This window comes from Propionimicrobium sp. BV2F7 (genome assembly GCF_000510445.1).
GTDB lineage: Bacteria > Actinomycetota > Actinomycetes > Propionibacteriales > Propionibacteriaceae > Propionimicrobium > Propionimicrobium lymphophilum.
In genome coordinates, this window is record NZ_AZIS01000004.1 from 68,756 (window position 1) to 83,603 (window position 14,848).

Below are 14,848 nucleotides of genomic sequence, written 5' to 3' on the forward strand. Positions count from 1 at the left end.
TGGCTTTTGAGATGGAGCCTAACCCGCCACGATGCTGTTTTTTGCAGTTGCTGACCCTGTTTGAGCCATATCCTGCTTTTCATGTCCGGCTTCAGAAAAGACCATTCGGCCTAGTCAACGCCGCGCTACTCCGACACCCGAGGTCGGGCGTGTCGCTTGCCTTTTTCGAATCAGCGAACGAATTCGACTGATTTTCTAGCTGTTGGACACACTCCAAGGTGCTGGAGCAACCTGTAAATAATCTCACGATGGCCGCCAAGATTCAAATCGAGGGATGAAACCGGTTTTTAGTCACTGTCCAACTCAGCCCTTGGGCTTCATCTGGTTTTTGAATACCGCAACTCGTTCTTGCTTGGTGCGCTTGGAGCACCAGGAACAGTACTTTCCGTTCCTTGCGGCATACCAGTGGCAACATGACCTGCGGTGGAAGAACAATCCCGTTTTCCCGTATGCACTGATTATCTCGTACTCCCCCAGGCCTCGAAGCTCTTTTCTGCTAGCCAAAAGTTCTTCACCAAAGAACTTGGCTTTTTCAAGCCCCACCTGATCTGCGACTTTCCTAACTCCCAAAGCCAATGACGCCGCAATGTTTCCATGCAGATTTCTTATGCCAGGCCCGACTATGTGCTTCCAATTAGATGCCATTTCAAGAAGGTGGCCGTCCAGAAGCATTGCTGTCAGAGCATCGAAGTTAGGATTATCGATGGTTTTGTTTTCAGCCAGCCACATCGTCTTCGGAGTGCCGTTAACAAGTGACATAGAAACGTTGCCAGAGGTTAACAATGGCACAGAGCCGGTGATTAGCGCACTAGCGCTCGCCAAGCCGCAAAGCCTGTGGCAGTAACGCTGAAAAATCAATGAGGCGCCTTCTTTACAGAAAGGTAGCCCGCGCATTTCGCAATGCGCTTCAATCATTTTTCGTGCAGCACCCGACGCTGGATCGCATAGCTCAACAGCCGGGTAAACAGGATTATCCGTCTCAGGCGCACCAAATCGCACATCGTGATGAGCGAGATAAGGCAAGGTACGCTCGACTATCTGCACTGCGTCGAGTTCGTTAACACTTTCAGGCATGCGACAACTATAAAAGCTAGCCACCTATAAAACCACTTGCCGAGCCTGCTTTAGCTAGCGCTTCCTGCCCTTGCGTTTTGCTTCCAGACCTTCCTCTGAAACGTGTTGCTGCACCGCCTCGTACGCGGGCTGACGCAAGGCATCGAAATCGATCGGTTCGGCCTTGGTCCTGGTCGGAGCGAGCATCCGGTAGACGATAAGCATGGCCACAATCCACACGGGCGCAGCAGCGATCGCCATGCGCGAATGAGCGTCCAGAGCCAAGAAGACCAGGACAACAACGAAGAAACCGATCGTCGCCAACGCCATCAACCTCCCGGCGGGCATTTTGAAATTCGATTCGGCATGACGCTCTGGGAATTTCTTCAAATACCTCAAATAGCAGACCATGATCAGGCCCCAAACTGATAGATAGAGGATCGAAGAGACGCCAGCCACCATGTTGAAGGCGTCCATCACCGAATCGGACAGCATCACGATTCCGATGGCCGGTGCGATGCAGATCGCGGTGAGGAGCAAAGAATTCTGCGGAATGTGCCTGCGGTTCAGTTTGCCGAGATACCTGGGGGCATTGTCTTCGCGAGCCAGCCCGAACATGATCCTGGAGGTTGAGAAGACACCAGAGTTGGCGGAGCTTGCGGCAGACGTCAGAACTACGAAGTTAACAACGTGAAATGCGATTCCGATTCCGATAAATCCGAACATCTCAACAAATGGACTCTTATCGGGATCGATCAGGTCCCAAGGCTGAACCGACATGATGGCGGTTAGCGCCAAAACGTAGAAAATCAGGATCCTGGCTGGAATCGAATTAATCGCGCGAGGTAAGTTGTGTTCGGGGTCCGCGGTCTCAGCCGCTGCTGTGCCAGCCATCTCGATGCCCTGGAAAGAGAAGATGGCGATTTGGAAGCCACCCACGAAACCGAGCAGTCCGTTAGGGAAGAATCCTCCCCTATCCCACATGTGTGTCACCGAAGCCGGCGGCGCGCCAACAGTATCGGGCTGAAAGCTGATCAGAACCAGGAAGAGCCCCACCATGATGAGCGCGACTATCGTCGCAATCTTGATCATCGCGAACCAAAACTCAAGTTCGCCAAAGACCTTCACGGCCACCATATTCAGGCCAGTCAACAGCAGGACTACGCATAATGCCGGAATCCACTTTGGCACGTCCGGAAACCAAACCTCTAAGTATCCGCAGATCGCGCACGTATCGGCGATCGCAATGACCACCCAGCACATCCAATACGTCCAGCCCATATAAAAGCCGGCGGCTGGACCGATCAGGTCCGTGGCGAAATCGGCGAAGGATTTGTAAGCAAGGTTGGAAAGCAGAAGCTCACCCATCGCCCTCATGACGAAGAAAAGGAAGAAACCAATAATGCAGTACACAAGGATGATCGACGGCCCAGAGATGCTGATGGTTCGTCCCGAGCCCAAGAAAAGGCCGGTGCCGATCGCGCCACCGATGGCTATCAGCTGCAGGTGACGATTCTTCAGTCCCCGTTGCAGGGTATGGTTTTGGCCTTTTGCGCTCATTTGACTCCTAAGAAACTAGAGCGATTTTACGGGACTCGACGCGTTTTCATTCAACCTGCCACCAGTTAGACATTTTGTTGCTTTGAAATCCCTGAAAATAGCGGGTGCACGGAAAGTAAGTTCCAAGCACCCGCTAGTTACTACCAATCCAGATCTGTAAGGAAAAGATCCTGAACCGGGCAAAAAGTTATTGCAATTACTAGCGTTCACTCAAGAAAGCCGCGAACTTCTTCAGCCTCGCTAGCGACTCGTCCTTGCCGAGAATATCCAGAGACTCGAACAGCGGCGGAGAAACCTGCTGGCCGCTAGTGCCGAGACGAACCGGGTTGAAAGCAAAACGCGGCTTGATGCCAAGTTTGCCAACCAGGTCCTCTCGAAGCGCTGCCTCGATGTTTTCGGTTGTCCAGTCGTCGATGGTGTCGAGAACCGAGATCGCAGATTCGACAACCTCACCGGCGTTCTCCTTCAGCTTCGAGACGGCTGTCTCGTCGAAGGTCAACTCTTCGTTGGTGATGAAGAGGAAACGGATCTTTTCAAGGGCCTCGTCTAGAGTGACCAGACGCTCCTTGATGATCGGGGTGGCTGCGCGCACGACGTCCTCATGACCCTCGTGCATCGGCTCCCACTTTCCGTTCGACCTAGCGTGCTCGATGATTCGGTATGCAAGCTCATCATCGCTTAGGGAACGGATGTAGACGCCGTTCAACCAATCGAGTTTCTTGGTGTCGAAAACCGGCCCTACGGTGTTGACCTTAGCCCAATCGAAGTTTTCGACGAACGACTCGAAGCTCTCCACCTCGTTGTCGTCTGTCGGCGGATAGGCCAGCAGCTGCAGGAAATTGCGCAGCGCCTCGGGCAGATAGCCCTGCTCACGGAACCAGGTTAGGCGCGCTGCGGGGTTCTTGCGCTTGGAAATCTTGGAGTGATCTGTGTTACGCAGTAGCGGCATGTGGGCGAACTGAGGAACGTCCCAGCCGAGCCACTTGTATAGCAGCATGTGCTTGGGGGTCGAGCTGATCCACTCTTCGCCGCGAACGACGGTGGAGATATTCATCAAGTGGTCGTCGACCACGACGGCCATGTGGTATGTCGGAAAGCCGTCTGCCTTCAAAATAACCTGGTCGTCGGGGAAAGGCGCCTTGACGTGGCCACGGATCAGGTCGTCAAACATGGTGGGTGCGTCGTCGGGAATCAGCATTCGCACGACGGGAGTCTCGGAGAAGCCAGGCAGTTTAGCGCGCTCCTCGCGGGTCATACCTAGGCACATGCGGTCATAACCGGTGTTTTCCTGCTTGCTTTTCGCCTGCTCAGCACGCATGTCAGCCAACCGCTCTGCGGAGCACCAGCAGTAATAGGCGTGGCCGTCTTCGATTAGCTTCTCGACGTAAGGCTTGTACGTGTCCAGCCGCTCGGACTGCTTATAGGGTTCATATGGCCCGCCGAGAATCGGCGACTCGTCTGGATCCAGACCGAGCCAATCCAGCATGTCGTAGATCTGCTGTTCGGAACCCTCAACTAGACGGTTCTGATCGGTGTCTTCGATTCGCAGAACGAACTTTCCGCCGGTTTTTTCCGCCCACGCCTTGTCGAACAGGGCCATGTAGGCGGTGCCGACGTGCGGATCACCAGTTGGGCTTGGGGCAACACGAGTACGAGCTTCAATCACGGCAAACCATGCTACCCCACAAACCCGTCACACGTAGTTTCTAACTTTGGCGAAGATCTCCGGGTAGTGGTTTTCGACGCGTTTCACGGCTGCCCGCAGCAAGAACACGTAGAGGATCAACGGGACGACAAGGGCCAGCACGCCACCGACGATCTTCAACGTCTGGTTACCGTTCAAAAATCCGATGAGGAAACAAATTCCACCCGCAAGGATAGGCAGCAAAGATCCGAACATCGAGGCCATCGACGCGATGAACGCGCCGCCAGAGAATCCGCTCTTATCCTTCCACGGGTTAGTTCCTGGCCTAGCCATCGGATAAGGGTTGAATGCGCTCAGCAAAACTCCCACGCCTGCCGAACCAAGGAATACGCCCACATAGAGCACCAGAAGCTCGGCAATGACGTCACGCTTGGGCGAAAAAATCAGGCAGACCGTGAAGCCCGATACAAATAATGCAAGCGAAGGCAAGAGCGAGGCACAATGCCTAAAAAACACCAGAGTCTTGGCAGGCAACGGGCTCGAAATATGCAGCCAGTTCGATGGGCCGTCGTACCCGAAGTCGTTGCTGCCCAGCAGCGCGGGAGTCACGGTGAACAACAGCAGGAAAAACAGCTCCATGCCGTTAGAAGGCATGAATACTACGTAAACCAATAGCAGCGGATACAAAATGATGCTCATCAAAAGTCGCGTATCGCGAATGAAGTAGCGAAGCGACCTAGACAGGATCATCGGGCCAGCTCCCCAGGGCAGCCCCCGAAGCAAAAGCGGAACGCCGACCGACGATCGCTTCTTTTTCTTCTTCGAGACACTTTCCCTGATCGGCTCGACGAGGCTGCGCATCAGAAGCCGCTGCCAGGCCACGACGACTGCCACCAGCAGAGCACAACCGATGAGAACTTGAGCGACACCGACGAGTGTGACGGAGAAAGCCAGATTGATGATACCCGCTACGAGAGCGCCAAGGGTCCAAGCCCCGATTACCACGAGGACGTTGAGCACCTGCATAGCGAAGCCAAAGTCGCCGCCGGATTCCTCAACCCGCTGCATCCAAAAGCCCCAGCAGCCAAACACGATCGTCAAAGCCATGAAGCCGAGGAACGAGATCAGCCCCCTCTTTTCCCTCGATCCCCTACTGGCGAAAGACATGGAAAAAAGCGCAAAAACCTCTCCGAGCAAGATGGTAAAGACCAAAGTAGCTGCCATCGCCGGAAGAAAAGCGATTATCCAGAGCGCTTTTCCAGCGCTAGCCAAACCGAAGCAGCCACCCCACGTCGTAGCAAATGTGATCAGGATCGCGATCACAGCCCTGACCTGGAATAGCGAACAAACCAAGGCAGGTACCTTGATGTCTTTTGTCCGCAACGGCAAGAACGAATATTGCTCTGGAAAAAACCTGCCCTCGGCTGCGGCCAACATCAGACCCAAAAACAAGTAACCCAAGGTACCTAACGCGCACAATGCGCCGAGCGCCTCCGGCATCGCCGATTCAGCCACCAGGCCAAACCCGGCGAAAGCACCGACGAACATGAAGCCTGCTCCGTAAAGCAGAACAAACACGCTGAAGATCATGCCTGCCGTGTTGGCACGCAGTGAGCGCCACCACAGCTTCGCTTGCAGCCCGATGAGTGCTTTGACCCGCTGACTCGCCAGTTGCTTTTCCGATAAACCAGCGGATTTGATTTGGGTGCTGGGCCTCTGCATCACTTCGTTCCCAGCCATCCGAGCGATCCCTCCCCCAGCTGGCCACCGCCAACCAGATTAATGAACACGTCGGTCAAAGAATGGTTTTGGCGAACGCTCTCAGTCGGTCCGCACGTCAGCACCTGGCCACGGCCAATGATTGCGACGTGATCGCAAAGCCCCTCCACGATCTCCATGACGTGAGAGCTCAAAATTACGGTTCCGCCAGATGCTGCATAGCTTCGCAGGATCTGCTGGATAATCCTGCCGGAAGCCGGGTCGACCGCCTCCAGCGGCTCGTCGAGAATCAACACAGCGGGGTTGTGCAACAAAGCAGCGGCAAGCAGGATCTTCTTAGTCATGCCTGCCGAGTAATCCACAATCCGTTTATCCGAGGCGTCCGTTAGCCCCAGAGCCTCGAGAAGCTCCCCGGACCTGACCTTAACGGTCTCCTGTTCCAAACCTCGAATGGCGCCTAAGTAGTAAAGAAGTTCCGAACCGCTCAACCTATCGAAGACTGGAAGCCCATCGACGAGTAGCCCGAGCGACGCCTTAGCCGCCTGAGGATCACGCCACACATCGTGTCCATCAAGCCAGACGTCGCCCGCATCGGGACGCGTCAGACCCGTCCACATGGAAATAGCTGTAGTCTTGCCGGCGCCATTCGGCCCAACTAGTCCATAAATTGAGCCTTTGGGGACGTCCATCGTCAGCCGATCGACAGCAACAAGTTCGCCGAAGCGCTTTGTTAGGCCACGCGCAGAAAGCGCAACAGATGTTGGATCATCGATCAACGGCTCAAAATACGGCTGCCATCCTGACATTTGCGAAATCGGCTGATTGGTCATAGCTAAAGCGTAGAACAGAGGTCCATCCGCAAGAAACCGAGACCCGCGACCACGCAGAAAAACACCCCGGCTAAACAGTAACCCTCACCTACGCGGGGCAGCCACGTTGAAGAGCGCCCGAAAAAATTCTGCCAAACTCAACGCTCAAATTCGCCCAGGGGCTGGATCAAAAACTGCAAAACGCTCCGACAAGGGAGAACACAAAAGTGCGCAGCAGCTACACGATTATTCAGTTGAGTTTGGCTAGAAAAAGTGATGCCCCGCAAAAAATGCGGGGCATCACTGACTAAAAAATCGTTACTTGACGATCTTGGTTACGCGGCCTGCGCCAACGGTGTGGCCACCCTCGCGAATAGCGAACTTGAGGCCCTCTTCCATAGCGATCGGCTTCTGCAGAACAACATCCATCTCGGTGTTGTCGCCAGGCATAACCATCTCGGTGCCCTCCGGCAGGTTGATGGTGCCGGTGACATCGGTGGTGCGGAAGTAGAACTGCGGGCTGTAGTTGGAGAAGAACGGCTTGTGACGGCCACCCTCTTCCTTCTTCAGAACGTAGACGCTACCGGTGAACTCGGTGTGCGGCTCGGTCGAGCCAGGCTTGGTAACAACCATGCCGCGCTCAACGTCTTCCTTCTTGGTGCCGCGGAGCAGCAGACCGACGTTGTCGCCAGCCTCGCCCTCGTCGAGGATCTTGCGGAACATCTCAACACCGGTGATGGTGGTGGTCTGAGTCGGGGCCAGGCCGACGAGCTCAATGGTGTCACCAGTGTGAACAACACCGCGCTCGATACGACCGGTAACGACGGTGCCACGACCGGTAATGGTGAAGACGTCCTCAACCGGCATCAGGAACGGCTTGTCGAGGTCGCGCTCCGGCTGCGGAACGTACTCGTCGATGGCGTTCATGAGCTCCATGATGGACTCTGCCCACTTCTCGTCGCCTTCCAGCGCCTTCAGGGCGGAAACGCGAACGACCGGGCAGTTGTCGCCGTCGAAGTCCTGCGAGCTGAGCAGCTCACGGATCTCCATCTCGACGAGCTCAATGAGCTCCTCATCGTCAACCATGTCGCACTTGTTGAGTGCAACGACGATGGCCGGAACGCCAACCTGGCGAGCCAGCAGAATGTGCTCGTGGGTCTGAGCCATCGGGCCGTCAGTAGCGGCCACAACGAGGATGGCGCCATCCATCTGAGCAGCACCGGTAATCATGTTCTTTACGTAGTCAGCGTGACCTGGGCAGTCAACGTGTGCGTAGTGACGCTTCTCAGTCTGGTACTCAACGTGAGAAATCGAAATGGTAATACCACGCTGGCGCTCTTCCGGCGCCTTGTCGATGTTCTCGAAGGCAGATGCCTCATTGAGATCCGGGTACTTGTCGTGCAGCACCTTGGTGATCGCCGCGGTCAAGGTGGTCTTACCGTGGTCGACGTGGCCGATGGTGCCGATATTGCAGTGCGGCTTGGTCCGCTCGAACTTGGCCTTTGCCACTTGGGCTCCTTTACGGATTATCGCCTCGCTGGTTGCGAGGCTCATCTGGACTTCGTCGGGGACTAAAGACCCTCGACCTATCTTTTTCAACTGTCAGTGCGAAACCACGATCGTTCGTCGTCCCCCAAGACAGTTTGTCTGTGGTTGCGGGTTTTGCCGGCCCAAGCTCAAGAACTTACGGAGCCCGGTTTGGCTTCGTCGTCCGGCTAAAGGCGCGGGGCATTGCCCACGAACTCTATCCATTTTTGCTTTGCTGGCGCCGATAGTCAAACTGGCAGCACAAATGCCGCCTGCTATGTTGCCTACGCAGTCATGGATATTAAACCAACTCCACAATAGTAGCCCACCATTTCAAGGCCCAAATCAGGCAATACGTCTGGTTATAAAAAGAAATCGGCCACCACGGACTATCCCATGGTGGCCGATCGCTAAATCAGCTTTTCTAGCTCATCATTTCAAACACGAACCAAAGCTCGAAGGCAACAGTCAGCGCAACGAAGATCATCCACAGACCCGTGAAGAGGGCGTGCGGGATGATGGGGGACTTATCGAAGTTGCCCTTCTGACTCATTGTAGAGAAGATCAGCAGCTCTGCTACAAACATCGTGAATGGCATCGCTAGCGCGAAGAAAATAAGGCCAAGCGCGAAGGTAGCGCCATTCGGAATCAACCAAAGAATTCCAGTAATGGCAAGAACAGCACCCGACAGCAGGTAGGAAACCGAAGACAAAGAAAGAATCGAACGGAAATCTGCACTGCGCTGACGAAGGCCGAACACCCACTTGATGGTCAAAGGACGAAGCATCGCGATGATGAAGAAGCAGATAGCTGCCGTGATCAAGGTGACCAGCCAGGTACCGAAGTTGAAGCTGAAGTAAGTGTAGCCACCAAATACTTCACTCAAGGCGCTATCAGCCGCGTCCGAAGCGCGCCAACGCTGGTTCGCGAAAGCGAAACCGAATAGTACGCTCATCACGCCCGCTGCGATCAAACCGAAGTTTTTAGAAGATTCAGCGATCTCTAGCGCCTTCTCTGGAGCACCGCTTAGTACATGCTGGAAGGCCTTCCAGGACTTTCCGAAGAAAGACTGAGCGGAAGCAGAGACGTTTCCGATGTGCTGAGCTATCTGTTGGGCCTGCTGGCTTACGGCAGGATCAAAGCCCTGCTGGGACTGTTGCCCGTTACCGTAGTAGCCCTGTTGCGGCTGGTTACCGTAATAACCCTGCTGGTAATAACCCTGCTGGGCGTACTGGCCATTTTCCGGATAGTAGCCCTGGTAGCCCTGGGACTGCTGCGCATACGGATCGCCGTACTGGCCGATTGCTACTGTTGGCTCATTATTCGACGGAGGGTACTGATAATTACCCTGCTCTGCGTACCCCTGCTGAGGCTGTAGCGGATTGCCATACTGGTCATAACCGTAATTGGGCTGCTGCCCATACTGCTGGTTAGCGTAATACTGGCCTGCATCGCCGCCCTGTTGATACCCCTGAGGCTCCTGCGCTGCGCCTTCCTGGAAATTCTCCTGGGAGAAATTCTCCTGGTTTACGTCTGATCCGGGTTTCTGTTCCTCCGGAGAAAAGTCTTGCGACATACGCCCCTTCTTCCAAGACATGTGAATAAGTAATTAGCGAGGCATGGCCACGCGAAAAATAACGCTAGCACACGCCAAATCGACAGATGCCGAACATCCGTACTTGTTTACCGAATAATTAAGTCACCACTCGATATCGGCTGCGGATAGGGCAAATACAAATTCGACAGGAAAGCTTGGCTTTCACCCAAAAAAATTGCCGGCCAGGATATCCTGACCGGCAATTTTTTAGTAGCTATTTACTCGCCACCGTTAGCCTTTGCGATGACCTCATCGGCGATAGCCTTCGGAACCTCACCGTAGGAGTCGAACTCCATGGTGTAGGTGGCCTGACCGGAAGTCTTCGAACGTAGGTCGCCAACATAGCCAAACATCTCGGACAGCGGAACCAGAGCGCGAACGACACGGGAGCCGTGCTCCTCGTCCATCGACTGAACCTGACCACGACGAGAGTTCAGGTCGCCAATAACGGTGCCTAGGAAGTCCTCTGGAGTGGTAACCTCAACGGCCATCAGCGGCTCGAGCAGGGCCGGGTCGGCCTTGCGGGCGGCTTCCTTGAACACCATCGAACCGGCGATCTTGAACGCCAGCTCGCTGGAGTCGACGTCGTGGTAAGCACCATCGGTAAGGGTGACCTTGATGTCGTCAACCGGGTAACCGGCTAGCACACCGAACTGCATGGCCTCCTGGATACCAGCGTCGACCGACGGGATGTACTCGCGCGGAATGCGTCCACCGGTAACTGCGTTGACGAACTCGTAACCAGCGCCCGGCTCCTGCGGCTCGAGGTCGATGATGACCTTACCGTACTGACCGGAACCACCGGACTGCTTCTTGTGGGTGTACTCAACGCCCTTGACAGCCTTGCGGAGGGTCTCGCGGTATGCAACCTGCGGCTTGCCAATGTTGGCCTCAACGTGGAACTCGCGCTTCATGCGGTCGATCAGAACGTCGAGGTGGAGCTCGCCCATACCAGCGATGATGGTCTGGCCGGTGTCTTCGTCGGTGTGAACGCGGAAGGTCGGGTCCTCTTCAGCCAGACGCTGAATAGCGACGGACAGCTTCTCCTGGTCGGCCTTCGACTTCGGCTCAATAGCCTGTTCGATAACCGGATCCGGGAAGTCCATGGACTCGAGCTGAACCGGCTGGTCGGCGTCACACAGGGTGTCACCGGTGCTGGTTGCCTTCAGGCCCATGACCGCGCAGATGTTACCCGCGGGCAACTCCTCGATCTCGTTACGTTTGTTGGCGTGCATCTGGTAAATCTTGCCGATGCGCTCCTTCTTGCCGGAGACGGAGTTCAGAACCTGGGTGCCAGCCCTCAGAACGCCGGAGTAAACGCGGACGTAGGTCAGCTTGCCGAGGTGCGGATCTGCAGCAATCTTGAATGCCAGCGCAGCCAGCGGCTCTTCCTTGCTCGGAGCGCGGTCGATCTCGACCGACTCGTCGCCCGGCTTGAAGCCGACGATGGCCGGAACGTCTAGCGGGCTAGGCAGGTAGTCAACGACGGCGTCCAGTAGCGGCTGAACACCCTTGTTCTTGAAGGAGGAACCACAAAGAACCGCGGTGAAAGCGTTGGACAGAACGCCGCGACGAATCGCAGCCTTGATGTCTGCAACGGAGATGTCCTCGCCACCGAGGTACTTCTCCATGAACTCTTCGTCGTTCTCAGCCAGAGTCTCGAGCATCTCGGTGCGAGCTGCCTCGGCCTGATCCTTCATGTCGGCCGGGATTTCCTCGACCTCGTAGTGCTCGCCCAGGTCGGTCTCGCCGCGGTAGGTCTTGGCGTGCATCTCGACCAGGTCGACCATGCCCATGAGGTCGGCCTCGGAGCCGATCGGCAGCTGAAGAACTACCGGAACCACGTGCAGACGCTCGCGGATGGTGTCGACAGCGTGCGAGAAGGAGGCGCCGGTGCGGTCCAGCTTGTTCACGTAGCAGATACGTGGAACGTTGTAGCGGCTGGCCTGACGCCAAACGGTCATCGACTGCGGCTCAACGCCGGCGACGCCGTCGAAAACGGCTACTGCACCGTCGAGAACACGGAGCGAACGCTCCACCTCGACGGTGAAGTCGACGTGTCCTGGGGTGTCAATAATGTTGATCTGGTAGTTGTTCCAGAAACAGGTGGTAGCAGCGGAGGTAATGGTAATGCCACGCTCCTGCTCCTGCTCCATCCAGTCCATGGTTGCGGCGCCATCGTGCGTCTCACCGATCTTGTGGTTAATACCGGTGTAGTACAGGATGCGCTCTGTAGTGGTGGTCTTACCGGCATCGATGTGCGCCATAATGCCGATATTGCGCACCTTTTTAAGGTCGGTCTGCAAATCGAGGGCCACGTGTTCCCCTAAGTTCTAGTTGAGTGAATAGTTTTATTGCCCCGCAGGGCCACATCCCTTTTGCACCCGATGCGATCGAGACTAAAGGAATGATCTTGGCAAGGCGGGCAAGCCCGTAACCAAGATTTCGTTTTGTAGTTACCCTGCGTAAAAGTTCAGTAAGCGTTTTAAGGTCGCCCACCGGCTGACGATGGGCGACCAGAAAAAATCTACCAGCGGTAGTGAGCGAAAGCGCGGTTGGCTTCCGCCATCTTGTGAACGTCCTCACGACGCTTGACGGAAGCGCCAAGGCCGTTGCTGGCGTCCAGGATCTCGTTCATGAGACGCTCGGACATCGACTTCTCGCGACGATCACGCGAGAAGGAGACGAGCCAGCGCATGGCCAGCGTGTTAGCGCGAGCCGGCTTGACCTCGACGGGCACCTGATAGGTGGCGCCACCGACGCGTCGGGAACGAACCTCGACTGCCGGACGAACGTTCTCCAGAGCCTTCTTCAGGGTCTGCAGCGGCTCGACACCGGTCTTCTCACGAGTGCCCTCAAGGGCGGTGTAAACGATCTTCTGAGCGACGGACTTCTTGCCGTCACGAAGGATCTTTGCTACCAACTGCGAAACCAGCGGAGATCCGTAAACCGGATCGACTACCACTGGCCTCTTCTGGGCTGGGCCTTTACGTGGCATTACTTCTCCTTCTTCGCGCCGTAGCGGCTACGAGCCTGCTTACGGTTCTTGACGGCCTGGGTGTCGAGCGCACCGCGGATAATCTTGTAGCGAACGCCAGGCAGGTCCTTAACACGACCGCCACGCACGAGCACCATCGAGTGCTCCTGCAGGTTGTGGCCTTCACCCGGAATGTAAGCGGTGACCTCGATGCCCGAGGACAGCCTGACACGAGCGACCTTTCGGAGCGCAGAGTTCGGCTTCTTCGGGGTAGTGGTGTAAACGCGCGTGCAAACGCCGCGGCGCTGCGGAGATCCCTTCAGCGCAGGGGTCGCGCTCGCCTTAGTCTTGTCGGTGCGACCTTTGCGCACCAGCTGTTGGATTGTAGGCACCTTTTCGGTTCTCTTTCGTTGTCTTGGGTTTCCCTAAGCATTAACAATTTTCGTCAAGCCGGCCTGAACCACCGTTCATCCAGGAAGATCACGGCCTGAAATCACATGGAGCCTGCCTTGGTCGGCGATAAAACCGTAGCCATTCAAGCATCTCACACGGACGTCAAAAATCGTTGTGCGGCCTTTCACACTCGCGGGCTCCTCGCAACGTTTAGGTGTCCCGCGCCATGCCAGGGCGCTTGTATTCGGGTAGCAACACACCGAACACAATTGAACAGGATACCCCGCAGCACAAAGCGGGTCAAAAGTGGGGCAGAACGGTGCAACAGTCGATTCAACCCTGAGGTCGTCTGACACCTAACATTCAATTTGATTCGGATAGCAACCAGGCGAAGGGTCTCACAAAAGTCACCGTCAACACTTTGGCTAAATTAAAGCGAAAAGGAGGCTAAAAAGCTAGATCTGGATTTTTCGAAAAAATAATAATAAATCTAGCCCGGCACGCCAGTTAAGCTGATTTTATAAATACTTCATAATTCATTAAGATTATTCGAAAATTTAATTCAAGTAAAAGCTATTCATTAAACGAATATCCGTGTCATAAATTATTGTTATTAGAAATAATATTTTTATTCAATTATATTTGCACTATCGCATCAGAGTTGATGCGGCAGCAACTATTTTGCTGGACAATCTCTTAATGGCGAGAGGATGGTAATGTCCAATTTTTATGACCACTATGTCAAGGATGCCTGGCGCGAGCCCGACTTTGACATGTACAAGAAATTTTCACTAGCCGGCAAGGTCGGCATGGTGACCGGTGGCGGCGGCGGTATCGGTCGCAACACGGCGGCGGCCTGGGCGGCTGCGGGGGCCGATGTGGCCTTAGTTGATATCCCCTCCAGTAAAGAACGGCTGGAAAAGCTTGCCGCCGAGATGTCCGAGAAGTTCTCGGTTAAGGTTGAGCCCTTCTTCTGCGACGTCTCCGAACCAGAGCAGGTGGCTCACCTGCGCAAGGACCTGGTTGACAAGATGGGCACGATAGACGTAGCCCACATCAATGCTGGGGTTTGCCTAATGGGCGACGACGTCGACGTGCCGCTAGACGTGTGGAACAAGACCGTCGCGATTAACCTAACCGGAGCCCATTTGACCGGCCAGCTAGCCCAGCAGGTGATGCGCGAGCACGGCCACGGCGGGTCGATCATTTTCACTTCCTCACTATCGGGATACAACGCCAACTTCATCGGAGGCGGCCCATCGCCCGTCTACACCTACGGGGCCACGAAGGCCGCGATATCGCAGCTGGCGCGCTACATGGGGGCAGCGTTGGCCCCGCACAACATTCGCGTCAACACAATTTCACCCGGCTACGTGTGGTCTGGGATTCACGAGGGCGTGATGAACGAGCAGGGTCACGACATGTGCCTGGAGGTTGTGCCCATTAAGCGCTTCGGCCTAACTGAAGACCTGCAGGGTGCCCTACTTTTCCTGGCCAGCGACGCATCCGCCTACGTCACCGGAATAAACATTCCTATCGACGGCGGATATTCAATTTATTAAAAAGGA

General features: G+C 55.4%; 11 protein-coding genes. 1 reads left to right on the plus strand and 10 read right to left on the minus strand.

All coding sequences use genetic code 11. From position 1 onward, the window contains the following. Positions 1–303: 303 nt before the first annotated feature. From HMPREF1255_RS04705 to rpsL, 10 genes are all read right to left on the minus strand, one after another. Complete coding sequence (locus HMPREF1255_RS04705; protein WP_155948481.1) at positions 304–1,098, minus strand: hypothetical protein; 795 nt, start codon at positions 1,096–1,098, stop codon at positions 304–306. A 30-nt stretch (positions 1,099–1,128) separates the two neighbouring features. Further along, positions 1,129–2,613: an amino acid permease gene (locus HMPREF1255_RS04710; protein WP_024111014.1), complete on the minus strand. Its 1,485-nt coding sequence runs from the start codon at positions 2,611–2,613 to the stop codon at positions 1,129–1,131. Positions 2,614–2,812: 199 nt separating this feature from the next. Continuing rightward, positions 2,813–4,213, minus strand: a complete 1,401-nt coding sequence (gltX, locus tag HMPREF1255_RS04715) for a glutamate--tRNA ligase (RefSeq protein ID WP_231477454.1) — start codon at positions 4,211–4,213, stop codon at positions 2,813–2,815. Between the two features lie 93 nt (positions 4,214–4,306). Then, positions 4,307–5,998 carry a hypothetical protein gene (locus tag HMPREF1255_RS04720; protein ID WP_024111035.1) on the minus strand — a complete coding sequence of 564 codons (1,692 nt, stop codon included), beginning with the start codon at positions 5,996–5,998 and terminating at the stop codon, positions 4,307–4,309. Further along, complete coding sequence (locus HMPREF1255_RS04725; protein WP_024111262.1) at positions 5,980–6,807, minus strand: ABC transporter ATP-binding protein; 828 nt, start codon at positions 6,805–6,807, stop codon at positions 5,980–5,982. Before HMPREF1255_RS04725 ends, HMPREF1255_RS04720 begins: the two co-directional genes overlap by 19 nt. Positions 6,808–7,104: 297 nt before the next feature. Further along, on the minus strand, positions 7,105–8,295 hold the full coding sequence (gene tuf, locus HMPREF1255_RS04730) for an elongation factor Tu (protein WP_024111097.1): 1,191 nt from the start codon (positions 8,293–8,295) through the stop codon (positions 7,105–7,107). Between the two features lie 442 nt (positions 8,296–8,737). Beyond that, on the minus strand, positions 8,738–9,889 hold the full coding sequence (locus HMPREF1255_RS04735; protein ID WP_016455361.1) for a hypothetical protein: 1,152 nt from the start codon (positions 9,887–9,889) through the stop codon (positions 8,738–8,740). 239 nt (positions 9,890–10,128) lie between these two features. Next, positions 10,129–12,228, minus strand: coding sequence for an elongation factor G (gene fusA, locus HMPREF1255_RS04740; RefSeq protein ID WP_024111006.1), 2,100 nt, complete (start codon positions 12,226–12,228; stop codon positions 10,129–10,131). A 209-nt stretch (positions 12,229–12,437) separates the two neighbouring features. Beyond that, the gene (gene rpsG, locus HMPREF1255_RS04745) at positions 12,438–12,908 is read right to left on the minus strand and encodes a 30S ribosomal protein S7 (RefSeq protein WP_016455359.1); all 471 of its coding nucleotides are present in this window, start codon (positions 12,906–12,908) and stop codon (positions 12,438–12,440) included. Beyond that, entirely contained in the window at positions 12,908–13,279 is a 372-nt protein-coding gene (gene rpsL, locus HMPREF1255_RS04750; protein ID WP_016455358.1) for a 30S ribosomal protein S12, read from the minus strand. The genes rpsG and rpsL overlap by 1 nt, the downstream gene beginning before the upstream one ends. A 717-nt stretch (positions 13,280–13,996) precedes the next feature. On the opposite strand from rpsL, the gene HMPREF1255_RS04755 reads away from it, so the two are divergent. Continuing rightward, complete coding sequence (locus tag HMPREF1255_RS04755) at positions 13,997–14,842, plus strand: SDR family NAD(P)-dependent oxidoreductase (protein ID WP_024111275.1); 846 nt, start codon at positions 13,997–13,999, stop codon at positions 14,840–14,842. The last annotated feature ends 6 nt before the right edge of the window (positions 14,843–14,848 follow it).

What these genes read in the sequence shown, in the direction of transcription:
- HMPREF1255_RS04710 (WP_024111014.1), bottom strand. Translation starts at nt 2,613, where the DNA reads ATGAGCGCAAAAGGCCAAAACCATACCCTGCAACGGGGACTGAAGAAT.
- gltX (WP_231477454.1), bottom strand. Translation starts at nt 4,213, where the DNA reads ATGGCCCTGTTCGACAAGGCGTGGGCGGAAAAAACCGGCGGAAAGTTC.
- HMPREF1255_RS04720 (WP_024111035.1), bottom strand. Translation starts at nt 5,998, where the DNA reads ATGGCTGGGAACGAAGTGATGCAGAGGCCCAGCACCCAAATCAAATCC.
- HMPREF1255_RS04725 (WP_024111262.1), bottom strand. Translation starts at nt 6,807, where the DNA reads ATGACCAATCAGCCGATTTCGCAAATGTCAGGATGGCAGCCGTATTTT.
- HMPREF1255_RS04735 (WP_016455361.1), bottom strand. Translation starts at nt 9,889, where the DNA reads ATGTCGCAAGACTTTTCTCCGGAGGAACAGAAACCCGGATCAGACGTA.
- rpsG (WP_016455359.1), bottom strand. Translation starts at nt 12,908, where the DNA reads ATGCCACGTAAAGGCCCAGCCCAGAAGAGGCCAGTGGTAGTCGATCCG.
- HMPREF1255_RS04755 (WP_024111275.1), top strand. Translation starts at nt 13,997, where the DNA reads ATGTCCAATTTTTATGACCACTATGTCAAGGATGCCTGGCGCGAGCCC.